Origin of the sequence: Pseudomonas sp. MWU16-30322, assembly GCF_020515535.1 — a bacterium.
In the GTDB taxonomy this organism is placed as follows: domain Bacteria; phylum Pseudomonadota; class Gammaproteobacteria; order Pseudomonadales; family Pseudomonadaceae; genus Aquipseudomonas; species Aquipseudomonas fluorescens_H.
The window spans coordinates 289,550-315,931 of sequence record NZ_JAIWYL010000005.1; the positions used below are offsets into that span (position 1 = coordinate 289,550).

General features: G+C 58.5%; 23 protein-coding genes. 5 read left to right on the forward strand and 18 right to left on the reverse strand.

Annotation, left to right across the window (positions count from 1 at the left end; translation table 11 throughout):
* Positions 1–3: 3 nt before the first annotated feature.
* Positions 4–717: a DUF3108 domain-containing protein gene (locus LCH64_RS12450; RefSeq protein ID WP_103521559.1), complete on the forward strand. Its 714-nt coding sequence runs from the start codon at positions 4–6 to the stop codon at positions 715–717.
* 193 nt (positions 718–910) lie between these two features.
* On the opposite strand, the gene LCH64_RS12455 is transcribed toward LCH64_RS12450, so the two are convergent.
* Entirely contained in the window at positions 911–2,536 is a 1,626-nt protein-coding gene (locus tag LCH64_RS12455) for a methyl-accepting chemotaxis protein (RefSeq protein WP_226500413.1), read from the reverse strand.
* Positions 2,537–2,674: 138 nt separating this feature from the next.
* A complete protein-coding gene (locus LCH64_RS12460) occupies positions 2,675–3,721 on the reverse strand; it encodes an amidohydrolase family protein (protein ID WP_226500414.1) in 1,047 nt (348 codons plus the stop codon).
* A 129-nt stretch (positions 3,722–3,850) separates the two neighbouring features.
* Between LCH64_RS12460 and LCH64_RS12465 the strand changes: the two genes are divergently transcribed.
* Positions 3,851–4,267 (forward strand): OsmC family protein, encoded by a 417-nt coding sequence (locus LCH64_RS12465; protein WP_226500415.1) that lies wholly within the window; start codon positions 3,851–3,853, stop codon positions 4,265–4,267.
* A gap of 61 nt (positions 4,268–4,328) precedes the next feature.
* Complete coding sequence (locus LCH64_RS12470) at positions 4,329–5,192, forward strand: pirin family protein (RefSeq protein ID WP_226500416.1); 864 nt, start codon at positions 4,329–4,331, stop codon at positions 5,190–5,192.
* A gap of 142 nt (positions 5,193–5,334) precedes the next feature.
* On the opposite strand, the gene LCH64_RS12475 is transcribed toward LCH64_RS12470, so the two are convergent.
* The 4 genes from LCH64_RS12475 to LCH64_RS12490 all read right to left on the reverse strand — a co-directional run bounded on the left by LCH64_RS12475 (position 5,335) and on the right by LCH64_RS12490 (position 9,042).
* Positions 5,335–6,063, reverse strand: coding sequence for a dienelactone hydrolase family protein (locus LCH64_RS12475; protein ID WP_103485432.1), 729 nt, complete (start codon positions 6,061–6,063; stop codon positions 5,335–5,337).
* A gap of 67 nt (positions 6,064–6,130) precedes the next feature.
* Entirely contained in the window at positions 6,131–8,035 is a 1,905-nt protein-coding gene (gene htpG / locus LCH64_RS12480; protein ID WP_103485448.1) for a molecular chaperone HtpG, read from the reverse strand.
* Between the two features lie 81 nt (positions 8,036–8,116).
* A complete protein-coding gene (locus LCH64_RS12485) occupies positions 8,117–8,569 on the reverse strand; it encodes a PaaI family thioesterase (protein WP_226500417.1) in 453 nt (150 codons plus the stop codon).
* The gene (locus LCH64_RS12490) at positions 8,566–9,042 is read right to left on the reverse strand and encodes a PaaI family thioesterase (protein WP_103521563.1); all 477 of its coding nucleotides are present in this window, start codon (positions 9,040–9,042) and stop codon (positions 8,566–8,568) included. Before LCH64_RS12490 ends, LCH64_RS12485 begins: the two co-directional genes overlap by 4 nt.
* A 158-nt stretch (positions 9,043–9,200) precedes the next feature.
* Between LCH64_RS12490 and LCH64_RS12495 the strand changes: the two genes are divergently transcribed.
* On the forward strand, positions 9,201–9,437 hold the full coding sequence (locus LCH64_RS12495; protein WP_003223025.1) for a hypothetical protein: 237 nt from the start codon (positions 9,201–9,203) through the stop codon (positions 9,435–9,437).
* 75 nt (positions 9,438–9,512) lie between these two features.
* Here LCH64_RS12495 and LCH64_RS12500 read toward each other — a convergent pair whose 3' ends face one another.
* The 12 genes from LCH64_RS12500 to sdhC form a co-directional block, all read right to left on the reverse strand.
* Positions 9,513–9,914, reverse strand: a complete 402-nt coding sequence (locus LCH64_RS12500) for an MAPEG family protein (RefSeq protein ID WP_003223023.1) — start codon at positions 9,912–9,914, stop codon at positions 9,513–9,515.
* The gene (locus LCH64_RS12505; RefSeq protein WP_003223022.1) at positions 9,914–10,651 is read right to left on the reverse strand and encodes a DUF599 family protein; all 738 of its coding nucleotides are present in this window, start codon (positions 10,649–10,651) and stop codon (positions 9,914–9,916) included. The genes LCH64_RS12500 and LCH64_RS12505 overlap by 1 nt, the downstream gene beginning before the upstream one ends.
* 256 nt (positions 10,652–10,907) lie before the next feature.
* Positions 10,908–12,221, reverse strand: a complete 1,314-nt coding sequence (brnQ, locus tag LCH64_RS12510; protein WP_003223020.1) for a branched-chain amino acid transport system II carrier protein — start codon at positions 12,219–12,221, stop codon at positions 10,908–10,910.
* A gap of 455 nt (positions 12,222–12,676) precedes the next feature.
* Positions 12,677–13,558 carry a succinate--CoA ligase subunit alpha gene (gene sucD, locus LCH64_RS12515; RefSeq protein WP_003223019.1) on the reverse strand — a complete coding sequence of 294 codons (882 nt, stop codon included), beginning with the start codon at positions 13,556–13,558 and terminating at the stop codon, positions 12,677–12,679.
* On the reverse strand, positions 13,558–14,724 hold the full coding sequence (gene sucC, locus LCH64_RS12520; RefSeq protein WP_003223015.1) for an ADP-forming succinate--CoA ligase subunit beta: 1,167 nt from the start codon (positions 14,722–14,724) through the stop codon (positions 13,558–13,560). Before sucC ends, sucD begins: the two co-directional genes overlap by 1 nt.
* Positions 14,725–14,922: 198 nt before the next feature.
* Positions 14,923–16,359: a dihydrolipoyl dehydrogenase gene (gene lpdA, locus LCH64_RS12525; RefSeq protein WP_003223013.1), complete on the reverse strand. Its 1,437-nt coding sequence runs from the start codon at positions 16,357–16,359 to the stop codon at positions 14,923–14,925.
* 97 nt (positions 16,360–16,456) lie between these two features.
* Complete coding sequence (odhB, locus tag LCH64_RS12530; protein WP_003223011.1) at positions 16,457–17,680, reverse strand: 2-oxoglutarate dehydrogenase complex dihydrolipoyllysine-residue succinyltransferase; 1,224 nt, start codon at positions 17,678–17,680, stop codon at positions 16,457–16,459.
* Between the two features lie 42 nt (positions 17,681–17,722).
* Positions 17,723–20,554 (reverse strand): 2-oxoglutarate dehydrogenase E1 component, encoded by a 2,832-nt coding sequence (locus tag LCH64_RS12535; RefSeq protein WP_003223009.1) that lies wholly within the window; start codon positions 20,552–20,554, stop codon positions 17,723–17,725.
* Between the two features lie 259 nt (positions 20,555–20,813).
* Positions 20,814–21,518, reverse strand: coding sequence for a succinate dehydrogenase iron-sulfur subunit (locus LCH64_RS12540; protein WP_003223007.1), 705 nt, complete (start codon positions 21,516–21,518; stop codon positions 20,814–20,816).
* Positions 21,519–21,529: 11 nt separating this feature from the next.
* Positions 21,530–23,302 carry a succinate dehydrogenase flavoprotein subunit gene (gene sdhA, locus LCH64_RS12545; protein WP_003223001.1) on the reverse strand — a complete coding sequence of 591 codons (1,773 nt, stop codon included), beginning with the start codon at positions 23,300–23,302 and terminating at the stop codon, positions 21,530–21,532.
* Positions 23,303–23,305: 3 nt separating this feature from the next.
* Positions 23,306–23,674 carry a succinate dehydrogenase, hydrophobic membrane anchor protein gene (gene sdhD, locus LCH64_RS12550; protein WP_003222999.1) on the reverse strand — a complete coding sequence of 123 codons (369 nt, stop codon included), beginning with the start codon at positions 23,672–23,674 and terminating at the stop codon, positions 23,306–23,308.
* Positions 23,668–24,042 (reverse strand): succinate dehydrogenase, cytochrome b556 subunit, encoded by a 375-nt coding sequence (gene sdhC, locus LCH64_RS12555; protein WP_016773673.1) that lies wholly within the window; start codon positions 24,040–24,042, stop codon positions 23,668–23,670. Before sdhC ends, sdhD begins: the two co-directional genes overlap by 7 nt.
* Positions 24,043–24,405: 363 nt before the next feature.
* On the opposite strand from sdhC, the gene gltA reads away from it, so the two are divergent.
* Positions 24,406–25,695: a citrate synthase gene (gene gltA, locus LCH64_RS12560; protein WP_003222994.1), complete on the forward strand. Its 1,290-nt coding sequence runs from the start codon at positions 24,406–24,408 to the stop codon at positions 25,693–25,695.
* Positions 25,696–26,382 lie beyond the last annotated feature (687 nt).

Here is a 26,382-nt window from a genome sequence, read left to right on the forward strand (position 1 = left end):
TTTATGCGTCGCGCCCTGCTCTTCGCTTGCGCTCTGTTCGCCCTGCCCTTCGCGCAGGCGGCAGACCTTCAACCGTTCTCCGCCAGCTACACCGCCGACTGGAAACAGTTGCCCATGAGCGGCACCGCCGAACGCAGCCTGACCAAGGAAGCCAACGGCGTCTGGAAACTCAGCTTCAAGGCGTCGATGATGATCGCCAGCCTGACCGAAGAAAGCACCCTGACTCTGGACAAGGACACCCTGCTGCCACAGTCCTACCACTTCGAACGTGGTGGTCTGGGCAAAACCAAGAAAATGGATCTGGACTTCGACTGGAATGCCAAGATGGTCACCGGCACCGATCGCGGCGATCCTATCAAGGTTGCACTGAACCGTGGCATGGTCGACAAATCCACCTACCAGTTGGCACTGCAGCACGACCTGGCCGCCGGCAAAAAGACCATGAGCTATCAAGTGGTCGATGGCAGCGATGTCGATACCTATGACTTCCGTGTACTGGGTGCCGAGAAAGTCGACACCAAGGCCGGCCAGATCGATGCGATCAAAGTCGAGCGCGTGCGCGACCCGACACAAAGCAAGCGCATCACTGTCCTGTGGTTCGCCAAGGACTGGGATTACCTGCTGGTCCGCCTGCAACAGGTCGAAACCGACGGCAAGGAGTACAACATCATGCTCCAGGACGGTACGGTCAACGGCAAGCCAGTCAAAGGCAGCTGATCCGCCGCTACAACGAAAAGCCCCGCAGATGCGGGGCTTTTTTGTGCGTGCGATTCCCAAGTGACACACAATCACTGTGGGAGCGGGCTTGCTCGCGAAAGCGGTCTGCCAGCTAACGAAGATGTATCTGATACAACGCCTTCGCGAGCAAGCCCGCTCCCACAGGGGGTGAGTGCAATCATCAAGGGTCAGCTCAGACCGAAAACTTGGCCACCATATTGTTCAAATCCACCGCAAGCCGCGACAGCTCCTGGCTCGCCGCACTGGTTTGATTCGCCCCCGCCGACGTCTGCATCGCCAGATCGCGGATGTTCATCAGATTGCGATCCACCTCCCGCGCCACCGCCGCCTGCTCCTCCGAGGCACTGGCGATCACCAGGTTGCGTTCGTTGATCAAGGTGAACGCTGAGGCGATCTCCTCCAACGCCACACCCGCAGCCTTGGCCAGCTCAAGGGTCGAATGCGCACGGATGTTGCTCTGCTGCATGGAGCTCACCGCCGAATCGGTACCCTGCTGAATGCCACCGATCATTTGTTCGATTTCCTGAGTCGATTGCTGAGTGCGATGCGCCAGCGCCCGCACTTCATCAGCGACCACTGCGAACCCGCGACCAGCATCACCGGCCCGTGCCGCCTCGATCGCCGCGTTCAACGCCAGCAGATTGGTCTGTTCGGCAATCGAGCGGATCACATCGAGCACCTTGCTGATGCTGTGAACCTTCTGCGCCAGATCCTCGACCTGCGTTGCGTTGGACGTGACATCCTCGGCCAGCGATTCGATTGAAGTCACGGTCTGCCGGACCTGCTCGCGCCCATGCTGGGCAATGCGGTCAGACTCGCGTGATGCTTCGGAAGTCGCCACGGCGTTGCTCGCCACCTCTTCCACGGCGGCAGTCATCTGATTGACCGCCGTGGCGGCCTGCTCGATCTCCAGGCTTTGCTGATGCAGCCCGCGCGTAGCGTCCTCGGTGACGCAGCTCAGCTCTTCCGACGCCGAAGCCAGCTGGCTGGACGACTCGGAAATCTGCCGGATGGTGTCGCGCAGGTTGTGCTGCATGCTTTTCAGCGCCTGCAGCAGCCGCGCCGGCTCGTCCTTCCCGGAAATACTGATATCGCCGGTCAGATCGCCGCCGGCCACCACTTCAGCCACGCCCAGCGACTGTGCCAGAGGCAGAACGATGCTGCGGGTCAACAGCAACGCCAGACCGATGGTGATCAGCGCCGTAATACCGATCATCACCCCGACCCACACTCGCGAATTGATAAACACCAGCCGTGCGGCTTCAGTAGCGAGGTTGGCGTTGTGCTTGTTCAGCTCGACCAGCTCCTTCAGGGTCACCGCCATGTCGTCAGCCAAAGGGCTCATCTGACCGTTGAGGATCGTTGCGGCCTCCTCGACACGATTCTGTGCAGACAACTGCATGACCTGCGCCTGCAGCTCCAGATACTTGTGCTCGGCGACCTTGAAGCGATCGAACAACGTTCGCTCCTCGGGCAATACGATCAGCACGTCATAGCGCTGCTGCGCCTCGCTCAAAACACCGCGCAGCTCATTGATCTTGGTAACGTTCTGCTCCAGCGCCTGCGGATCGCGATTGAGCAGCAGGCGCATGGTCAGCGCGCGCAGGCGCAGCATGTCCTGACTCATCTCGCCGACCGCCATCACGCTCGGCAGCCAGTTGTTGTCGACCTCATCAGACTGGGCGCGCATGTTCGACATTTGCAGCAGGGCGAACGCCCCCAAGGCAAATACCATCAGCGCCAGTACACCAAAACCCAGGCCGGCACGCGGCGCGATATTGAGACTACGGATGCTCATTACTTTGGTTCCTTCCAAAAGCGCTGCATCAACCCTGCAGCTGGTTGCCTTAGAAGGTATCGGCCCGGCGAAGAATTGCGTAAGACGAAAAGCTGATATCAAAAGGCCTTGATACTTCCAACGCTTGGCATTAACGATTCAGCGCGCTTTCTCGGACTTTGCCGCTGTTCGCGGCAATATTGCCAGGAAGTTGTCCCGGGCCACTTTACGGGCGACATCCTCGGGCAAGGCATCAAGGAACGGGGTGAAACTGTGCATTTCCTGACCGAGCTTGTTGAATCGGCCGACAACATCCGAACCGACCATGAAGCGCTCAGGGTATTTTTCCACCAACGCCAGCCATTCCGCTCGCGGCCTGCCCTGCTCGTCCAGCAAATAAGGGCTGAGCATGCTCCACGACAGATCAATGAACAGGTTCGGGTAGGCCTCAAGCATCCGGCTCACGGTGGGCAGGAGGAATTTCAGCTGCGTCTGGTGCCGATGAATCTCGGCGCTGGTACCGGCGTGAGCCCAGATGAAACGCGTGTGCGGGTGAATACGCAGCGGCTCCTCGATTTCCTTCAGATACAGCGGATTTCTCTCACGCTTGGAGGTGATATTGGAATGCAGCATCACTGGCAGATCATTTTCGGCTGCCAGGTGATAAATCCGCTTCATCGCTTCGTTATTGGCCCGAGGTGTGTCGCCGGCGGTCAGCGCCGTCAGGTCATCATGGCGGGTGAACACCTCGCCAATGCCCTGCCACAGCCCCGGATACAGGTCGAGCATGCGCTGGATGTGCGCGGCGGAGTTCTTGTCATTGGGGTTGAAGCCCGACAGGAACGGATGAAAGTGCTGACGCTGCTCCGCAGTCAGCTTTTGCACCGCATCGGCAACGATCACATCGGTGGCGCTGTACCAGTAGGCATCGGCATCATCGCCGGCGTAATAGCGCGGACGCTTGGGTTCGTCCTCGTGCCACTTCTTCGCCACGGGAATACCGGAAATCATCACATGGTCGATGGAATTGTCCTGCATGGCCGTGAGCAATTTCGCCATGCCAGCGGTTTCCTGGAAGAAATCCACGTAGTGCAGGTGCGCATCGCTGTAGGTGTAATCGCGGGCGCTGGCGGGGCCGGCAAAGGCCAGCAGGCAGGCAAGACTCAAACGAAACAAGGACACAAGTAATCTCCGGCAGGTAGGCATAGCCTAGACCTTGAGCCGATGACAAGGGTTCATCCTGCAGGAAAGTGGAACGCGCATCCGTAGGAATGCTCTATAACTGCAAGGTCTTTTTTGATCGCACGACTTTTTCCTACTGCCAGTGAGGTTGCCATGACTGTTACCGTCAATACCGTCTCCGCCGAAGGTTTTCGTCACACCGTAAAGATCGATGACCACCAATTGTTTGCCGACGTACCGAAATCTGCCGGCGGCGAAGGCTCGGCACCCGAGCCACACGACTACTTCGACGCCGCACTCGGCGCCTGCAAGGCCCTGACCCTGAAGATGTACGCAAAGAAGAAAGACATCCCGCTGACCGGCGTGGGTGTCGAGGTCAAACGCGACAACAGCGAAGAGCAGAAAGGCAAATACGTTCTGCACGTGACGCTCACCCTTAAAGGCGTCCTCACCGATGCCCAGCGTGAAGAACTGCTGCGCGTCGCCGATCGCTGCCCGATCCATAAACTGATGACCACCAGCGAAGTCAGTATCGAGACCCACGCCCCACAGGGCTTCGACAGCCAGTAATCTCCCTCACGCCAGCGGCGGGTTATGCTTCTGGCATCACCCGCTCAGCCTGGAATGCACCATGGATACGCAACCACTGATCATCCGCCCGCGCGCCGAAGACGTCGAAGGCCAGCCGATCCTGCGCCCGCTGCCGTCAGCCAAATGTCGCAGCGTCGGGCCTTTTGTGTTTTTCGACCACATGCTCGAGACGGTTTATCCGACGGGCAAAGGCATGAACATCCGACAGCATCCGCACATTGGTCTATCGACCCTGACCTACCTGTTCGAAGGACAGATCCAGCACAAGGACAGCCTTGGCTCCGATCAGGTGGTCAGCGCCGGCGATGTCAGCTGGATGACCGCCGGCAGTGCGATTGCCCACGTCGAGCGCACGCCCGAGCCGTTGTGGGAGCAAAGCTTCACGATGCACGGCCTGCAGATCTGGCTGGCCTCGCCCAAGGATCACGAGCAAGGCCACGGACATTACAGCCATCACCCGGCGGCAACCCTGCCGGTCAGCGATAACCTTGGCGTGCAGATTCGGATGATCGCCGGGTCAGGCTTTTGCCTGGAATCGCCGGTGCCAGTGCTTTCTCCTACGCTGTACGCGGAAGTGAAGATGCAGACCGCGACCACTTTGCTGATTCCGACCGAGCATGCGGAACGCGCGATTTATGTGTTGAGTGGGGAGGCACAGTTGAATGGCGAGGCGATTGAGCCACATGCACTGGTGGTATTGCCCGCCGGGGAAGAGCTGAGCCTGTCTGCCGAGAGTGATGTGCACGCAGTGGTGTTCGGTGGCGCACCGCTGGACGGACCACGACGGATCAACTGGAATTTTGTTGCGAGCGATCCGGCAACAATTGATGAGGCGCGGCGTAAATGGGCGGCCGGGGATTGGCCGACGGTGCCGGGGGAAGTTGAGCGAATCGAACTGCCCTGAGTGTTGTGTCGCGGGTTAGTAAGCCTTCGCGAGCAAGCCCGCTCCCACAGGGGACTTGTGGTGTACTCAGAACTTATACACACCACAATCCCAATGTGGGAGCGGGCTTGCTCGCGAAGAGGCCAGTAAAAGCGCCGAAAAATCAGCCCTTGAACACTTCTTCCAGCAAGTCATGCATCGACTTGAACGCACGCTTGGCGGTCTTCGCGTCGTACATCATCTTGCCTGGCACATTGGCATGCGGATCGGTAAACGAGTGCACCGCACCGCCGTAGCTGAGCAACTGCCAATCGACCTTCGCCGCGTTCATCTCATCTTCAAACGCCGGCAGCTGCTCTTTCGGCACCAACGGGTCGGAGGCACCGTGCAACACCAGCACCGAGCCCTTGATGTTCTGCGCATCGGCCGGGTTCGGCGAGTCGAGCGTGCCGTGGAATGATACGGCGGCCTTCACTGGCGCACCGGTCCGCGCCAGATCCAGCGCACAGCAACCACCGAAGCAGAACCCGAACACCGCCAGTTTCGAGGTATCGACCGCCGCTTCACCCTGCGTCTGCAATTGCTCGAACGCCGCTTGCATGCGCTTGCGCAGCAGAGCGCGATCATTTTTCAGCGGCATCATCGCCGCACCGGCCTGATCACCGTTCTGCGGACGCACAGCCTGGCCGTACACGTCAGCAATCAACACCACGTAGCCCTTGGCCGCGACCGACTTGGCGATCTCCTCGGCACCGGCGCTGACGCCCATCCAGTTCGGCGCCATCAACAGGCCCGGGCGCGCGCCCTTGTGCTCGGCGTCGAACGCCAGACGACCTTCATAAGGCTGGCCATCCAGCTGATAGACCACGGAACGTACAGTGACTTGGCTCATTTCTGACTCCTGAATGTTAAACACCAGAATGAAAAAACCCGCCGAAGCGGGTTTTTCTGCAACGTGATTAAACCGACAGTTCAACCAGCAGCTTGTTCAGACGGCGCACATAAGCGGCCGGGTCTTTCAAGCTGTCGCCGGCAGCCAGGGCTGCCTGATCGAAGAGGATGTGCGACAGGTCGCCAAAACGCTCTTCGTTCTGCTCGCCGTCGAGTTTCTCGATCAGCGGGTGGCTCGGGTTGAATTCGAAGATCGGCTTCGAGTCCGGTACTTTCTGCCCGCTGGCTTCGAGGATCTGGCGCATTTGCAGGCCCAGGTCCTGTTCGCCGATCGCCAGAATGGCTGGCGAATCGGTCAGACGGTGAGAGACGCGAACCTCGGCAACGGAATCGCCCAGCGCGGTTTTCAGGCGCTCGACCAGACCTTCCTTGGACTTGGCGACTTCTTCTGCAGCTTTCTTGTCCTCTTCCGAGTCAAGGTTGCCCAGATCAAGGTCACCGCGTGCCACGTCGACAAAGGTCTTGCCGTCGAATTCGCTGAGGTAGCTCATCAGCCACTCGTCGATACGGTCGGTCAGCAGCAGTACTTCGATGCCTTTCTTGCGGAAGACTTCCAGGTGCGGGCTGTTCTTGACCTGCGCGTAGGTTTCGCCGGTGAGGTAGTAGATCTTGTCCTGACCTTCCTTGGCTCGCGCCAGGTAGTCGGCCAGACCGACGATCTGCTCGCCGTCGTCGCCTTGGGTCGATGCGAAACGCAGCAGACCGGCAATTTTTTCCTTGTTGGCGAAGTCTTCTGCCGGGCCTTCTTTCATGACCTGACCGAAGTTTTTCCAGAAGCCCTTGTATTGCTCAGGCTCGTTCTTCGCCAGTTTTTCCAGCATGTCCAGCACGCGCTTGGTCAGCGCCGACTTCATCGAGTCGATGATCGGGTCTTTCTGCAGGATTTCCCGCGACACGTTCAGCGACAGGTCGTTGGAATCGACCACGCCCTTGATGAAGCGCAGGTACAGCGGCAGGAACGACTCGGCCTGATCCATCACGAACACGCGCTGCACGTAGAGCTTCAGGCCTTTCGGCGCTTCACGCTGGTACAGATCGAACGGCGCGCGGGCCGGCACGTACAGCAGCGAGCTGTACTCGAGCTTGCCTTCGACCTTGTTGTGGCTCCAGGCCAGCGGGTTTTCGAAGTCGTGAGCGATGTGCTTGTAGAACTCCTGGTATTCCTCGTCCTTCACTTCAGTGCGCGGACGGGTCCACAGGGCGCTGGCGCGGTTGACGGTTTCCCATTCAACGGCTGGCTTCTCTTCGCCTTCGGTGGCAGTGACTTCTTTCGGCAGCTCGATCGGCAGCGCGATGTGGTCGGAGTATTTCTTGATGATGTTGCGCAGGCGCCAGCCATCGGCGAACTCGTCTTCTGCGGCTTTCAGGTGCAGGACGATGCGGGTGCCGCGCTCTGGCTTGTCGATGGTGGCGACTTCGAACTCGCCCTCGCCTTTCGACGACCAGTGCACGCCTTCGCTGGCAGGAGTGCCGGCACGACGGCTGTACACGTCAACTTTGTCAGCGACGATGAAAGCCGAGTAGAAGCCGACACCGAACTGGCCGATCAGGTGCGAATCTTTCTTCTGATCGCCCGAGAGATTCTTCATGAAATCGGCGGTGCCCGACTTGGCGATGGTCCCCAGGTGGGTGATCACATCGTCACGGTTCATGCCGATACCGTTGTCTTCGAGCGTGACGGTCTTGGCGTCCTTGTCGAAGCTCACACGGATTTTCAGTTCAGCACCACCTTCGAGCAACTCAGGCTTGGCCAGGGCTTCGAAGCGTAGCTTGTCGACAGCGTCAGAGGCGTTCGAGATCAATTCGCGAAGGAAGATTTCCTTGTTGGAATACAGCGAATGGATCATGAGGTGCAGCAGCTGCTTTACCTCGGTCTGGAAGCCCAGGGTTTCCTTTTGAGTTTCCACACTCATGGTCATCAAACTCCAATCAGATGGCATTGGCCGCGACCCAGATGGTCGGCGGCGGGTTGTTCACTGAGTTGGGGGCAGCGTTCAGGATTTCAAGGGCTCATCAATTTTGAAGTGTGCACGAGCGGTGGCAATCGGTTCGCTTTCGGTACTTTGCCAGGCGGTGATGGCGACGTTGGCCACGCGCCGGCCCTGGCGGCAGACCTGACATTTGGCCCAGGTGTCGCGAAACTGCCCGGCACGCAGGTAATCCAGGGAAAAGTCGATGATCTTCGGCACCCCGGGCGAACCGGTGAAGATCAACAAATGCAACGCGGCTGCCAGCTCCATGAACCCGGCAATCACCCCGCCATGGATCGCCGGCAATAAAGGGTTACCAATGTTGTCCTTGTTCGCCGGCAGCTTGAACAGCAACTCATCACCGACCCGAGAGCATTCGACGCCGATCAATCCGGCGTAAGGAATGAGCTGCAGCAGCGGCGCGTAGTCACCCTGAGCGTGAGCCTGCTGCAGTTGTTGCTTCCAGTCATCGCTCATCGGCTTTCTCCTTTGATCTTGCCACCAAACCCCTGGGTACCCTTCAGACCCTTGCCCATGCGCATGAAGGTACCGACGACGTGAGCGATGGGTTGCTGCGGGTCGTCCTGATAGGCAAAGCCGCGGGCAAAGATTACGTCGGTGGTGACCCGGTAACACTGGGCAAAGCCGTAGACATCCTTGTTCGGTTCGGCGGCGTGCATGTAGTCGATGCGCAGGTCCAGGGTCGGGCAGACTTCGAATTCCGGCAGCACGCACAACGTGGACATGCCGCACGCCGTGTCCATCAGCGAGGTAATGGCACCGCCGTGGATGACCCCGGTCTGCGGATTGCCGACGATTTGCGCGCTGTACGGCAGCTTTACCGTCAGCCCTTCGCTGCTGGCGCTGTGCACCGTCAAACCGAGCACCTGACAATGGCGCAGGGCCGAGAGAAATCGCGTTGCGCGCTCAAAAACGGGGTTTTCAGCCATTTGATAATTACTCTCGTCAGAGCCTTGTGCCAGTAGTAGGAAATAACGCAAAAGTTCCACTGAAAAACAAACTTATATATCTGAAAGAAATGAGGAACTTAACGTTGGGGGCAACGTTCTTAAGGCCAGTAGTTATTTTCCATAAGGAGAAACACCCCATGCGTAAGACTTTAGCTATTGCCTTGATGTTGACCGCTTCCCTCGGTCTCGCTGCCTGCGATAAAAAATCCGAGGACAAAGCTCAAGATGCCAACCAACATGCTGAACAAGCTCAGCAGAAAATGAACGAAGCTCAGGATAAAGTGAACGACGCAGCGAAAGAAAACGCTGAAGCCGCCAAAGATCAGGCTGAATCGAATCAGGCTGCTCAGGAAGAAGCTGCCAAGAAGCAATAATTGCGACTTGATGCAGAAAAAGAAAACCCGCCAAGTGCGGGTTTTCTTTTGCCTGTAATTTTTCGCTAGTGCCGCTTAGAGCAAGACGGTTCTAAAAGTCGGACTAATCATCAGCAACAAAGAACATATCAGGCCGACCAGCCAGACCAGGCTGCGCAAGGATGGTTTATCAGCGAGGTACAACCACAAGTAGAGAATCCGTGCGATCACGAAGATGATCGCCAAGGCATCGATCAACCAGCCTTGTGTCTGCGTGGTGTGCGCCATCAGCACACCGACGGCAAACAGGATGAACGCTTCGATGCTGTTCTGGTGCGCCGCCAGTGCCCGCGCGCCATAGCCGGTCAGTTGCGCTTGTTGCTGGCGCGGCAGATGGTTGTTGTAACCGCCCTGCTCTTTCATGGCCTTGCCCACCGGCATACGCGCGATGTAAATCAACAGTGCACTGATAAACACACACCAGAACGGAATACTCATCAAGCGGCCTCTTTATTGGTTTCGGGCAACGGCGCCTCTGTAGGGGTATAGACCATCACGTCGAGAACGTCGGAATGAAACTCGCGGCGGTACAACACCAGCACGACTCCAGCACTCATCAACATGAACAACCATGGGCTGACAAACCAGGCCAGCATGCTCATGCCGAAGTAATAAGAGCGCAGGCCGAAGTTGAACTGGTTGGCCGCCATCGAAATCACCCGCGCCGCCCGCAGTGCGAATGCCTTGCGCTCCTGCTCCGAGACCTGACGCTCACCGATCATCGGCGCTGAACCGACCAGCACCGCCGCAAAGTTGTACTGACGCATGCACCAGCTGAACGTGAAGAACGCATAGACGAACACCAGCGCCAGGCACAGCAACTTGATCTCCGACATACCCTGCGACGCCTGCTGCACCATCGGGATGTCCGCCAGCAACGACACTGCACGCTCGGACGCACCGAGCACGGTGAGAATACCGGCGAGGATGATCAGGGTACTGGAGGCGAAGAACGAGGCGTTGCGCTCCAGATTGCCGATCACGCTGGCGTCGGCGATACGGTTGTCACGCAGCAGCATGCGGCGCATCCAGTCTTCGCGGTACAGGTGCAACACGCTGGCGAGGCACGCGGTGTCGCGGGCCTTCCAGGACGCATAGCGGGTGTAGCCGCCCCAGCAGATGACAAACCAGAGCGCGGCGAGCAGGTGGATCAGGTTGGCTTGGATGAACGACATTCGTTTTCCTGTGAAGTGTGGATGCATTACCTGTGGGAGTGAGCCTGCTCGCGATTGGGTGGCACATCCGGCATTGATCTGACAGACACGACGCCATCGCGAGCAGGCTCACTCCTACATAAAATCCGTGCAGTGCTTCGACGTTAGCTCGCGAAAAAAGACACTGCCTGACACCCATAAAAAATGCCCCGTATCGATTGATACGGGGCATTTCTGTTTAAGCGCTGAAGACCCGCTTGTGGCGGGTCAGGCAACGTCAGGCAACGGCTTCGCTGCGCTTGCCCAGCAGGCGATCGCAAACCACGGCGACCACCAGGGTCATCACGCATGGCACCAGCCACGCCAGGCCCTGCTCGCTCAGCGGAAGGTGCGACAGCTGCGACGGCATCCAGTCAGCCAGACCGGCGCCCTTGAGGGCGTCGATAGTGCCGAACAGGAACGACACCAGCATCACCGGGCCGAGGATCCGACCGTGTTCATGCCAGAAGTCTTTGCAGAAGCTCAGGGCCACCAGAACGATGCACGGCGGGTAGATCGCGGTCAGCACCGGGATCGAGAACGCGATCAGCTTGGTCAGGCCCAGGTTCGACACCAGCAGCGAGAACGCAGCGAGGATGATCACCAGGGTCTTGTAGGACAGTGGCAGCACGCGGCTGAAGTATTCAGCGCAGGCGCAGGTCAGACCGACCGCCGTCACCAGGCACGCCAGCGAGATCAGCACCGCAAGGAAACCGCTGCCCAGCGAACCGAAGGTGTGCTGCACGTAAGCGTGCAATACCGCCGCGCCGTTGGTGGCACCCGCCGCGACTTCATGGCTGCCGGAACCGAGGCGGAACAGGCTGATGTACACCAGCGCCAGGCCGACACCGGCAATGAGGCCGGCAATGATCGCGTAACGGGTGATCAGCGCAGGCGACTCGACGCCACGGGAGCGGATCGCGTTGACGATGACGATACCGAACACCAGCGCGCCGAGGGTATCCATGGTCAGGTAACCATTGATGAAGCCCTGGGAGAACGGTGCCGCGACGTATTCAGGCGTGGCCTGACCGATATCACCGGCCGGCAAGGCGAACGCGGCGATGCCGAGTACCGCCAGGGCGATGATTTTCAGCGGCGCGAGGAAACGCCCAACGGTATCGAGCAGACGCCCCGGATACAGCGAGATGAAGAACACCAGCAGGAAGTACACCGAGCTGTAGAGGAACAGCGCCAGCGGGCTTTCGCCGGTCAGTGGCGCCAGACCCACTTCGAACGACACGGTCGCGGTGCGCGGGGTGGCGAACAGCGGGCCGACCGCCAGGTAGCACGCCGCGGCGAGCACACCGCCGGCGATCTTGCCGATCGGGCTGCTCAGCGCATCCATCGCACCACCGACCTTGGCCAGGGCGACGACAGTGACCACCGGCAGACCGACTGCCGTGATCAGAAAGCCCAGCGCCGCCATCCAGACGTCAGGTCCGGACTGCAGGCCGACGATAGGCGGGAAAATGATGTTGCCGGCCCCGACGAACAGGGCAAATGTCATAAAGCCCAGTGCCAGGATGTCCTGACCTTTCAAAACTTTCATTAAGGAAATACCACACTACTGAATCGGAATTTAGAGGGGGATTTCCCTGTGGGGTTAGGGAAATGCTGTCAGTCCGTATAAGACTGACCCGTTTAGCGCGTTGCATGCCTTGTGGGCGGCAGACGCAAAAATGGCTGCTAGCCTAACGAATTTGTCTGACAAACGCACTGTTTGAGGGCGAACTATCCGATACACGACGTGTCTGTGTCGCGTTTACGCATTTATTTTTCCTGCGGAGCACTCCGTGGCGAGGGAGCTTGCTCCCGCTCGACTGCGCAGCAGGCGCAAATCCCGAAAACACTCATGAATCCGAAGATTGCATTAGGGCCGCTTCGCAGCCCAGCGGGAGCAAGCTCCCTCGCCACAAGAATCCACTCAAATACCCATATGCCAGAAACAACAAAGGCCACCCGAAGGTGGCCTTTGTCTGGTGAAGCGTCAGTTAAGCGCGAGGCTTACTTGACGGCCCAACCGGTCAGCTCGGCCAGGGCCTTGCCGATGTCTGCCAGCGAACGCACGGTTTTTACGCCTGCGTCTTGCAGCGCAGCGAATTTCTCGTCTGCAGTGCCTTTGCCGCCAGAGATGATTGCGCCAGCATGGCCCATGCGCTTGCCCGGAGGAGCAGTCACACCAGCGATGTAGGAAACAACCGGCTTGGTCACGTGTGCCTTGATGTAGGCAGCCGCTTCTTCTTCAGCCGAACCGCCGATCTCGCCGATCATCACGATCGCTTCGGTCTTCGGGTCTTCCTGGAACAGCTTCAGGATGTCGATGAAGTTCGAACCCGGGATCGGGTCACCACCGATGCCGACGCAAGTCGACTGACCGAAACCGGCGTCAGTGGTCTGCTTCACAGCTTCGTAGGTCAGGGTGCCGGAACGCGAAACGATACCGACCTTGCCTGGCAAGTGAATGTGACCTGGCATGATGCCGATCTTGCATTCGCCTGGGGTGATCACGCCTGGGCAGTTAGGGCCGATCAGGGTAACACCCAGCTCGTCGCACTTAACTTTAGCGTCCAGCATGTCCAGGGTAGGAATGCCTTCGGTGATGCAGACGATCAGCTTGATGCCGCCGAACGCTGCTTCCAGGATCGAGTCCTTGCAGAAAGGAGCCGGAACGTAGATCACGCTGGCGGTAGCGCCAGTGGCAGCAACTGCGTCTTTAACGGTGTTGAACACTGGCAGACCCAGGTGCTCGGTGCCGCCTTTGCCCGGAGTTACGCCGCCAACCATCTTGGTGCCGTATTCGATGGCTTGCTGGGTGTGGAAACTACCTTGCGAACCGGTAATACCCTGGCAGATAACTTTGGTGTCTTTATTGATCAGGACGCTCATTATTTGCCCTCCGCAGCTTTGACAACTTGTTGAGCAGCGTCGGTCAGGCTGGTAGCAGCGATGATGTTCAAACCGCTTTCTGCCAGTACTTTAGCGCCCAGCTCAGCGTTGTTGCCTTCAAGGCGAACAACAACCGGGATTTTCACGCCGACTTCTTTCACAGCGCCGATGATGCCTTCGGCAATCATGTCGCAGCGAACGATGCCGCCGAAGATGTTGACCAGTACTGCAGCGACGTTGGTGTCGGACAGGATGATCTTGAAGGCTTCGGTCACGCGCTCTTTGGTAGCACCACCACCTACGTCGAGGAAGTTGGCTGGCTTGCCGCCGTGCAGGTTGACGATGTCCATGGTACCCATGGCCAGGCCGGCACCGTTGACCATGCAGCCGATGTTGCCTTCCAGCGCTACGTAGTTCAGTTCGAACTTGGCAGCGTGCGCTTCGCGCGGATCGTCTTGCGACGGATCGTGGAAAGTCTTCAGCTTAGGCTGACGGTACATGGCGTTGGCGTCGATGTTGATCTTGGCGTCCAGGCAGTGCAGATCGCCGTCAGCCTTGATCACCAGCGGGTTCACTTCCAGCAGGGCCAGATCGTGATCCTGGAACAGTTTGGCCAGACCGACGAAGATCTTGGCGAACTGGGCAACTTGCTTGCCTTCCAGACCCAGTTGGAACGCCAGCTCGCGACCCTGGAACGGCTGAGCGCCAACCAGTGGATCGATAGTGGCTTTCAGAATTTTTTCTGGAGTGTCGTGAGCGATTTTCTCGATGTCCACGCCACCTTCGGTGGAAGCCATGAACACGATGCGACGGCTCGAACGGTCAACGACAGCGCCCAGGTACAGCTCTTTAGCGATATCAGTGCACGATTCAACCAGGATCTTGGTGACTGGCTGACCATTGGCGTCAGTCTGGTAAGTCACCAGACGCTTGCCCAGCCACTGCTGTGCGAAGGCCTTGGCGTCTTCTTTGTTGCGAACCAGCTTGACGCCGCCCGCTTTACCGCGACCACCGGCGTGGACCTGGGCTTTGACAACCCACTCGCTGCCGCCGATTTTGTCGCAAGCTTCTGCTGCTGCTTCCGGGGTGTCTACTGCATAACCAGTGGAAACTGGCAGGCCGTATTCAGCGAACAGCTGCTTACCCTGATACTCGTGAAGATTCATGCTTTTTACCGTCTTCGTTAGGTACTGCGCATTCGGCGCTGCGCTCTTGATGAGTGCCGCGCCACCTGTGACTGCTGCTTGCGTAGCCTTTCCGGATACCCGGTGCAGCTACGCAAGACTGCGTCCAGCGGACATTCCGCGGTGAGACTTGCTCGCAAGGCTCACGACGGGCCGTTACCGCCGTGGTTTCTTATTGTCTTAACGCTTCTTGCGGTTGGCGATGTGGATGGCGCCGCCATTCACAGCCAGAGCAGCTTCGTGCAAGGCTTCAGACAGGGTCGGATGGGAGAAAACCATCATGCCCAGGTCTTCAGCGCTGGTGCCGAATTCCATACCGATCGCGCCCTGCTGAACCAGTTCTGCAGCGCTTGGGCCAATCACGTGCACGCCCAATACGCGGTCAGTCTTGGCATCAGCGATGACCTTGACGAAACCACCGGTATCGTTGGCGGCCATGGCACGGCCGGAAGCGGCGAACGGGAAGGTGCCGACGTTAACTTCAACGCCTTCGGCTTTCAAGGCCTGCTCGGTTTTGCCAACCCACGCGATTTCCGGGTGAGTATAAATAACCGAAGGGATCAGGTCATAGTTCATCTGGGCTTTGTGGCCCTTGATGCGCTCGACAACCATGATGCCCTCTTCCGAGGCTTTGTGAGCCAGCATCATGCCGCGAACCACGTCACCGATGGCGTAAACGCCCGGTACGGTGGTGGCGCAGTGATCGTCAACGTGCACGAAACCGCGCTCGTCCAGGGTCACGCCGCTGTCGGCAGCCAGCAGATCAGTGGTCACCGGACGGCGACCAACGGCTACGATCAGCTTGTCGAAAGTGATGGTCTGTTCGCCGTTGGCATCGGTGTAGTTAACAACGACTTCGTCGCCGTTGACTTTGGAACCGGTGACGCGAGCGCCCAGCTTGATGTCCAGACCCTGCTTGGTCAGGGTTTTCAGCGCTTCCTTGGAAACGGCGGTGTCCGCTGCCATCAGGAACGTGTCCAGAGCTTCCAGGACAGTCACTTCTGCACCCAGACGCGACCAAACCGAGCCCAGCTCCAGACCGATCACGCCAGCACCGATCACGCCCAGACGTTTAGGTACGGATTGGAATTCCAGAGCGCCAGTCGAATCGACGATGACTTTCTGATCGACCGGAGCCGGTGGAATGTCGATCGGACGCGAACCTGGCGCCAGGATGACGTTTTCGGCTTCGATGACTTCAACCGAGCCGTCCGGCTTGGTGACTTCGACTTTCTTGCCAGCCAGCAGCTTGCCGTGGCCCTGAATCGAAGTAACGCCGTTGGCCTTGAACAGGGTGGCAACGCCGCCGGTCAGGTTCTTGACGATGCCAGCCTTGCGGCCAACCATCGCAGCGACGTCCATTTTGACTTCGCCGGTCGAGATACCGTGAACGTTGAAGCTCTCTTTGGCTTCCTTGTACTTCCAGGAGCTGTCGAGCAGCGCCTTGGACGGAATGCAGCCGACGTTCAGGCAAGTACCGCCGAGGGCCTGCTTGCCTTCAGCGTCGGTGTACTTCTCGATGCAGGCAGTGGTGAGACCCAGCTGCGCGGCCTTGATGGCAGCAACATAGCCGCCAGGGCCGGCACCGATCACTACTACGTCAAATTTCTGCGACATTCAAAAAATCCTCTTGAGCGAAAAGCTTCAAGCCGCGCGCTGCGGGCCGCACCGCCGTTTCCGACGGTACGCTACCCGCAGCGCATGGCTGCTTCTATCAGATATCCAGCAACAGACGAGCCGGGTCTTCCAGCAGGTTCTTGATGGTCACCAGGAAGGTTACAGCTTCTTTGCCATCGATCAGACGGTGATCGTAGGACAGTGCCAGGTACATCATCGGACGGATCACGACCTGACCGTTGATGGCCATAGGACGCTGGATGATGTTGTGCATGCCCAGAATCGCTGCCTGCGGCGGGTTGACGATCGGAGTCGACATCATCGAACCGAAGGTACCACCGTTGGTGATGGTGAAGGTACCGCCAGTCATCTCTTCCATCGACAATTTGCCGTCACGGGCTTTCTTGCCGAAAGTGGCGATGCCGCCTTCGATTTCAGCCAGGCTCATCAGCTCGGCGTTACGCAGAACCGGTACGACCAGACCACGGTCGCTGGAAACGGCAACACCGATGTCGGCGTAGCCGTGGTAAACGATGTCCGCGCCGTCGATCGAAGCGTTGACCGCCGGGAAGCGTTTCAGCGCTTCGGTGGCAGCCTTGACGAAGAACGACATGAAGCCCAGGCGTACGCCGTTGTGGGACTTCTCGAACAGGTCCTTGTACTTCGAACGCAGGGCCATGACTTCGGTCATGTCGACTTCGTTGAACGTGGTCAGCATCGCCATGTTCGACTGGGCTTCAACCAGACGCTCGGCAACCTTGGCACGCAGACGGGTCATCGGCACGCGTTTTTCAACGCGATCACCGGCAGCGAATACCGGAGCAGCGGCAGCAGGAGCAGCAGCCTTGGCAGGTGCGGCAGCCGGAGCGGCTTTCTTCGCGGCAACAGCAGCGACCACGTCTTCCTTGGTCACACGACCACCCTTGCCGGTGCCGGCAACGGAAGCGATGTTGATGCCATTCTCTTCAGCCAGCTTGCGCGCAGCAGGAGCAGCAACAGGATCGTCTTCGCCTTCGGCAGCAGCCGGTGCGGCAGCAGCAGCGGCCGGAGCAGCAGCGGCGGCTGGAGCAGCGGCAGCAGCGCCGCCCGCTTCGATGGAGCCCAGAACTTCGTCGGACAGAACGGTGTCGCCTTCGTTCTTGACGATTGCGCCCAGCACGCCGTCGGCGGTAGCCAGCACTTCCAGTACGACTTTGTCGGTTTCGATGTCGACGATCAGGTCGTCACGCTTGACGGCGTCGCCCGGTTTTTTGTGCCAGGTGGCAACGGTGCCATCGGCAACCGATTCCGGGAAAGTGGGGGCTTTGATCTCGATAGCCATTATCTGTGGTTCCTTAAATTCGGTTTCAGGTGCGCGAAGGCGTTAAACGGTAAACGCGTCTTGCAGCAGTTTTTCCTGCTGCTCGGCGTGCATCGATGCGTAACCACATGCTGGGGCAGCAGAAGCCTCACGGCCCGCGTACTCGAGTACGAGAGACTTGTTGAGGTTACCGATGCTGCGACGCAGGTGATGCTGGCTGCAGTACCAGGCACCCTGGTTCATCGGCTCTTCCTGACACCAAACGGCATGCTTGACGTTGGTATAAGGCGCCAGGACTTCTTTCAAGTCGTCCTCAGGGAATGGATACAGCTGCTCGATACGCACGATGGCGATATCGTCACGGCCTTCGGCACGGCGTTTTTCCAGCAGGTCGTAGTAGACCTTGCCGCTACACAGAACAACGCGCTCGACCTTTTTCGGGTCCAGGGCATCGATTTCCGGGATCACGGTCTGGAACGAACCTTCGGCCAGATCTTCCAGGGTCGAGACGGCCAGCTTGTGGCGCAGCAGCGACTTCGGCGTCAGCACTACCAGAGGTTTGCGCAGCGGGCGAATCACCTGACGACGCAGCAAGTGGTAGATCTGGGCCGGAGTGGTCGGCATGCACACCTGAATGTTGTGCTCGGCGCACAGCTGCAGGTAACGCTCAAGACGAGCCGAGCTGTGCTCAGGACCCTGACCTTCGTAGCCGTGCGGCAACAGCATGGTCAGACCGCAGAGACGGCCCCACTTGTGTTCGCCGCTGGTGATGAACTGGTCGATAACAACCTGTGCACCGTTGGCGAAGTCGCCGAACTGGGCTTCCCAGATCACCAGCGCGTTTGGCGTGGTGGTCGAGTAGCCGTATTCGAAGGCCAGTACCGCTTCTTCCGACAGGAACGAGTCGTACAGGTCAAAGCGTGGCTGACCTTCGTACAGGTGTTTCAGCGGAATGTAGGTGCCAGCATCTTTCTGGTTGTGCAGCACAGCGTGACGGTGCGAGAACGTACCGCGGCCGATGTCCTGACCGGTCATGCGGATCGGGTGACCTTCGAACGCCAGGGTCGCGTACGCCATGGTTTCGGCGTAACCCCAGTTGATCGGCAGGCCGCCGGCTTGCATCTTCTGACGGTCTTCGTAGATCTTCGCAACCTGACGCTGAACCACGAAGCCTTCCGGAATCTCCAGCAGCTTGGCGGACAGTTCCTGCAGGGTCTTCAGATCGAAACGCGTGTCGTGACGCGCAGTCCAGGCGTGGCCCAGATACGGACGCCAGTCCACGAACAGCTCTTTGTTCGGCTCTTTGACCAGCGATTTCACGACGTGCAGACCGTTGTCCAGCGCGTTGCGGTATTCGTCGACTTTCGCCTGAACACGCTCTGCGTCGAGTACGCCGGCCTGGGTCAGACGATCAGCGTACAGCTCACGGGTGGTGCGCTGCTTGGTGATCTGCTGATACATCAGCGGCTGGGTACCGCTTGGCTCGTCGGCCTCGTTGTGGCCGCGACGACGGTAGCAGACCAGGTCGATCACCACGTCACGCTTGAACTGCATGCGGTAGTCGATGGCCAACTGGGTCACGAACAGCACGGCTTCCGGATCATCGCCATTCACATGGAGGATCGGCGCCTGAATCATCTTCGCAACGTCGGTGGCGTACTCGGTGGAACGCGAGTCCAGCGGGTTGCTGATGGTGAAACCGACCTGGTTGTTGATCACGATGTGCACGGTACCGCCGGTCTTGAAACCGCGGGTCTGCGACATCTGGAAGGTTTCCATGACCACGCCCTGACCTGCGAATGCAGCGTCACCGTGGATGGAGATCGGCAGAACCTTCTCACCGGTCGGGTCGTTACGACGATCCTGACGGGCGCGAACCGAACCTTCTACCACCGGGGAAACGATTTCCAGGTGGGACGGGTTGAACGCCATGGCCAGGTGAACTTCACCGCCGGCGGTCATCACGTTGGACGAGAAGCCCTGGTGGTATTTAACGTCACCGGAACCCAGCTCGACCTTCTTCTTGCCTTCGAACTCGTCGAACAGCTCGCGCGGGTTCTTGCCGAAGGTGTTGACCAGCACGTTCAGACGGCCACGGTGGGCCATGCCGATGACGACTTCCTTGGTGCCGTAGGAACCGGAACGCTGGATCAGTTCGTCGAGCATCGGAATCAGGCTTTCGCCGCCTTCCAGACCGAAACGCTTGGTGCCCGGGTATTTGGTGCCCAGGTATTTTTCCAGGCCTTCACCGGCAGTGACGCGCTCGAGCAGATGGCTCTTGATGTCAGCGGAGTACGTCGGACGACCACGCACGCTTTCCAGACGCTGCTGGAACCAGTGGCGCTGCTCGGAATCGGTGATGTGCGTAAATTCAGCGCCGATGGTGCGGCAATATGTCTGCTGCAACGCTTCGTGAATTTCGCGTAGGCTCGCTTCCTCTTTGCCGATGAACAGGTCGCCGGCACGGAAGGTCGTATCAAGATCGGCATTGGTCAAGCCGTAATGATTGATCGACAGGTCTGCAGGTGCAGGACGCTGCCACAGCCCCAGCGGGTCCAGCTGGGCTGCCTGGTGGCCACGCATACGGTAGGCCTGGATCAATCGCAGCACTTCAACTTGCTTCTTCTCGTGCTCACTGCTCACGCTACCGGCGGAAACCGGTTGGGCGCGGCGCTGGTTCTTTGCCAGCAGCACGAAATGATCGCGAATTGTGGAGTGCGAAACATCAGTGGCAGAGCTGCCGTCGGCAGGCAGCTTCTGAAAGTAGGTGCGCCACTCTTCTGGCACAGCGTTAGGGTCGTGCAGGTAGAGCTCATAAAGCTCTTCCACATAGGCAGCGTTTCCACCTGAAAGGTAGGCGCTGTTCCACATGCGCTGCATCACGCTTTCTTGCATGCTTGGTCACCCTCGGTTAGGGGAACACCATCGGCGTCAATACCGAGCAAACTTGCAGAAGTCCGAATGCAGCGACCAAAACAAGCCACTTAGGATCACGCTGATAGTCCGGGTACCAGCCCGGATGCCCCTGCTTGTCTCATTTCTTCAAAATAAGAGCTGCAGCTTGTGGCTACTGCTCTGGTTATAGCCATGACGCGGGTTGAAGCCCGCGCCACAGCCTCTTCGTTACAGCGGTTCTACGGTTACAGCAGCTGAATCACACGCCGCTCGAAAGCAGCATGTTACGGATGTGACCGATGGCCTTAGTCGGGTTCAGGCCTTTCGGACATACGTTGACGCAGTTCATGATGCCCCGGCAGCGGAAAACGCTGAACGGGTCATCAAGCGAAGCCAGACGCTCGGACGTCTTGGTGTCACGGCTGTCTGCCAGGAAGCGGTACGCTTGCAGCAGGGCAGCTGGACCCAGGAACTTGTCCGGGTTCCACCAGAAGGACGGGCACGAGGTCGAGCAGCAGGCGCACAGGATGCACTCGTACAGACCGTCGAGCTTTTCACGCTCTTCAGGGGACTGCAGACGCTCGATGGCCGGAGCCGGCGTGTCGTTCTGCAGGTAAGGCTTAACCTTCTCGTATTGCTTGTAGAAGATGCTCATATCGACAACCAGGTCACGGATAACCGGCAAACCTGGCAGCGGACGAACGATCAACTTGTTGCCTTTTACAACGGCGGACAGTGGCGTGATGCACGCCAGACCGTTCTTGCCGTTGATGTTCATGCCGTCGGAGCCGCAGACGCCTTCACGGCAAGAGCGACGATAGGAGAAACCCTCGTCCTGCTCTTTGATCAGGGCCAGCACGTCCAGCACCATCAGGTCTTTACCACCGGTATCGACCTGGAATTCCTGCATGAACGGCGCAGCGTCCTGATCAGGGTTGTAGCGATAAACACTGACTTGCAACATGGCGATCACCCTTAATAAGTCCGGACTTTAGGTTCGAAAGTCGGAACAGTCTTCGGCGAGAAGTTAACGGCACGCTTGGCGACGCGTTTCTCACCCGGGAAGTACAGGGTGTGGCACAGCCAGTTTTCGTCGTCACGGTCTTCAAAGTCTTCACGGGCGTGAGCGCCGCGGGACTCTTTACGTACTTCGGCCGCGATGGCGGTAGCTTCAGCCACTTCCAGCAGGTTTTGCAGCTCGAGCGCTTCGATACGTGCAGTGTTGAACGCCTGCGACTTATCGTTGATCTTCACGTTGGCGATACGCTTGCGCAGATCGGCCAGTTGAGCGATACCTTTCTGCATGTATTCGCCGGTACGGAACACACCGAAGTAGTTCTGCATGCAGCTTTGCAGCTCGCGACGCAGGGTGGCCACGTCTTCGCCATCGGTACGGCCGTTCAGCGCATTCAGACGCGACAGGGCTGCTTCGATGTCGGACTCGGTAGCGTCATCGTATTCGATGCCGTCGGTCAGCGCCTTCTCCAGGTGCAGGCCGGCAGCGCGGCCGAATACCACCAGGTCGAGCAGCGAGTTGCCGCCCAGACGGTTGGCACCGTGTACCGATACGCAAGCCACTTCACCTACGGCGAACAGACCAGGAATGATCTGATCCACGCCTTCGGCGTTCTGGGTAATCGCCTGACCATGAATGTTGGTGGCAACGCCGCCCATCATGTAGTGGCAGGTCGGAACAACCGGAACCGGAGCAACCACCGGGTCAACGTGTGCGAAAGTCTTCGACAGCTCGCAGATGCCTGGCAGACGGCTGTGCAGCACTTCCTCGCCCAAGTGGTCGAGTTTGAGCATTACGTGGTCGCCATTCGGACCGCAACCGTTGCCGGCGATGATTTCTTTAACCATCGAGCGGGCAACCACGTCACGACCAGCGAGGTCTTTCGCGTTCGGAGCATAACGCTCCATGAAACGCTCGCCGTGCTTGTTGATCAGGTAACCACCTTCACCACGGCAACCTTCGGTCACCAGGACACCGGCGCCGGCGATGCCGGTCGGGTGGAACTGCCACATTTCGATGTCTTGTACCGGCACGCCAGCACGCAGCGCCATGCCAACGCCGTCACCGGTGTTGATCAGGGCGTTGGTGGTGGAGGCGTAGATACGGCCAGCACCGCCAGTTGCAAGTACGGTGGCCTTGGCGCGGATGTACGAAGTTTCGCCGGTTTCGATGCAGATCGCGATCACACCGACAAACTCGCCTTCCTGGTTTTTCACCAGGTCGACCGCGTAGTACTCGTTCAGGAACGTGGTACCGGCTTTCAGGTTGCCCTGATAAAGGGTGTGCAGCAGCGCGTGACCGGTACGGTCGGACGCTGCGCAGGTACGGGCAGCCTGGCCGCCTTTACCGTAGTCCTTGGACTGACCACCGAACGGGCGCTGGTAGATACGGCCTTGTTCGGTACGCGAGAACGGCAGACCCATGTGGTCCAGCTCGAAAACGGCAGCCGGGCCTTCCTGACACATGTATTCGATAGCGTCCTGGTCACCGATGTAGTCGGAACCCTTGACGGTATCGTACATGTGCCAGCGCCAGTCATCGTTCGGGTCAGCGGACGCGATCGCGCAGGTGATGCCGCCCTGGGCGGATACAGTGTGCGAACGGGTCGGGAAAACCTTGGTGATCACCGCAGTCTTGTGACCGCCCTGCGCCAGCTGCAGCGCAGCGCGCATGCCGGCACCGCCACCACCAATAATGATGGCGTCGAAAGAAATCGTTGGAATGTTAGCCATGACTCAGATACCCCAGAGAATCTGCACACCCCAGACGAAGTAAGCGAACATTGCAACGCCGCATACTGCCTGGAAAAGGAAACGTATAGCCGTCGCGGACTTGCCGAACGCCATTGGCGTCAGGTAGTCAGTCGCGATGGTCCACATGCCGACCCAGGCGTGAGCGCCGAGAGCAACAAGGGCCAGGAGGCTGAAAATACGCATCCCGTTGTGGGCAAACAGTTCATGCCACTGGGCGTACTCGAGGCCTGGGTGGGCCACGACGTATCCGATCAGAAAGATGAAGTAAGCCGCGAGAACGACCGCCGACACACGTTGCGCCATCCAGTCATAGAGGCCCGAACGCGAGAGGTTCGTGACGTTAGTTACCATATCCAGACTCCTGCCAGAACGATTACCACCACGGAAACGGCGATAACGATTTTCGAGCCCAGCTTGCCGCCTTCCAGCGTCTCACCGATGCCCATGTCCATGATCAAATGGCGCACACCGGCAACCAGGTGATACAGCAGAGCGGACAGGATGCCCCAAATCACTAGCTTGGCTAGCGGACTGGTCAGACACGCTTTCACCTGACCGAAGCCTTCCTCGGAGCTCAGCGACTTGTCCAATGCGTAAAGCATGATGGCAAGGCACACAAAGAGGATGACACCGGAGATACGGTGAAGAATGGACGTGTAAGCAGTGACTGGGAGTTTGATGGTCCTTAGGTCTAGGTTTACAGGTCGTTGGCTTTTCACGGCTTTTTTTTCACACTGAAGAGCCCCTAACAATCAGGGCAAAGTTGTTGGGGAGTGCACTGGTCAGGTAACCACCACCCAGGGATGCGACCCCCAATGAAAGCAAGCCCAAAAGCCCTTGGCGGTCGGTGGCCGAGTATAGACAGTTAGGCTACTAATGACAACGCAATCACCTACCCCCAATAGCTGATTGCACAAGTCGCATAAAAGGCGTAAATGGCAGTCAATTTCGAGGAAAAAGTGCGCTTAAAGCCTTCTGGAGCAAGACTTTAGGCAAATTGACATTCGAATTTATCTCACTATAGTGGTGCGGGCCCTGCGTGGGGGGTCTGTCTGATGGTTCAAGCATAAATAGGAGGCCACATGGCTGACAAAAAAGCGCAGTTGATCATCGAGGGCGCAGCCCCCGTCGAGCTGCCCATTTTAACCGGCACCGTTGGTCCCGATGTAATCGATGTTCGGGGCCTGACGGCCACGGGCCGCTTCACTTTCGACCCGGGTTTCATGTCGACCGCTTCGTGCGAATCGAAGATCACCTATATCGACGGCGACAACGGCATTCTGTTGCACCGCGGCTACCCGATCGAACAGCTGGCTGAAAAGTCGGACTACCTGGAAACCTGCTACCTGCTGCTCAACGGCGAACTGCCGACCGCAGAACAGAAGGCCCAGTTCGTCAGCACCGTGAAAAACCACACCATGGTTCACGAGCAGCTGAAAACCTTCTTCAACGGCTTCCGTCGCGACGCCCACCCGATGGCCGTCATGTGCGGCGTAGTCGGCGCCCTCTCGGCCTTCTACCACGACTCCCTGGACATCAATAACCCGCAGCATCGCGAAATCTCCGCGATCCGTCTGGTTGCCAAGATGCCGACCCTGGCAGCGATGGTTTACAAGTACTCCATGGGCCAACCCATGATGTACCCGCGCAACGACCTGACGTACGCGGAAAACTTCCTGCACATGATGTTCAACACCCCGTGCGAGATCAAACCGATCAGCCCGGTACTCGCCAAGGCCATGGACCGGATCTTCATTCTCCATGCCGATCACGAGCAGAACGCATCGACCTCCACCGTGCGTCTGGCAGGCTCCTCGGGTGCCAACCCGTTCGCCTGTATCGCCGCCGGTATCGCCGCACTGTGGGGCCCTGCCCACGGCGGTGCGAACGAAGCCGTATTGACCATGCTTGACGAGATTGGCGATGTGTCCAACATCGACAAGTTCATCGCCAAGGCCAAGGACAAGAACGATCCGTTCAAGCTGATGGGCTTCGGTCACCGGGTTTACAAGAACCGCGACCCTCGCGCGACTGTGATGAAGCAGACCTGCGACGAAGTGCTGAAAGAACTGGGCATCAACAACGATCCGCAACTCGAACTGGCCATGCGCCTGGAAGAGATCGCACTGACCGACCCGTACTTCATCGAGCGCTCGCTGTACCCGAACGTCGACTTCTACTCGGGGATCATCCTCAAGGCGATCGGCATTCCAACCAGCATGTTCACCGTGATCTTCGCTCTGGCCCGTACCGTTGGCTGGATCTCGCACTGGAAAGAAATGCTCTCCAGCCCGTACAAGATTGGCCGTCCGCGCCAGTTGTACACTGGCTACGAGTCGCGTGATATCACCAAGCTGGAAGATCGCAAATAAGACCTGTCTTGCGATAACGTCTTGAAGTTGTATCGGGAACGGCCTCTTAATATAGAGGCCGTTTTTGTTTGTTTGGGGTTTGGGGTTTTGGGTGTATATCCGTTGCTGCGGTAACGGCCTCCTATGGTTTCGCTCTTACAGCGAGTCACCTTTTCCAGACGCCGAAAAGGTAACCCAAAAGGCTTTGCCCCGGCGTACGGCACTTCGCTTAGGCTCAGTGTTCCCTCGCTACGGTGCCCATCCGGGGGCATCGCCTCCGGTTTGCTTCGCTGCACCTCCTCTCGATGGATGCGGCTTCGCCGCATGGCGCTGCGCGCCTACCCCCCGGATGAACACCTACGCTCGGCCTGCCGAAGGGGCTGAAGATCAAAAGCCACATCAAGAGCCAAAGCCAAAGCCAAAGCCAAAGCCAAAGCCAAAGCCAAAGCCAAAGCCAAAGCCAAAGCCAAAGCCAAAGCCAAAGCCAAAGCAGATCAAAAGATCACAGCCTTCGGCAGTTCCTACATGGGACTGGGTACATTCATTAAGAAATTGGTCGACTGGCAGGCCGCTTTCGCGAGCAAGCCCGCTCCCACATTTGGATTGAGTGCATTCAGTTAGAGATCGGTCGGCTCATAGGCCGCCATCGCCAGCAGGTACAGTTCAGATTGCATGCTGCCCCTGCGGCGAAGCCGCCCCACTCAACAC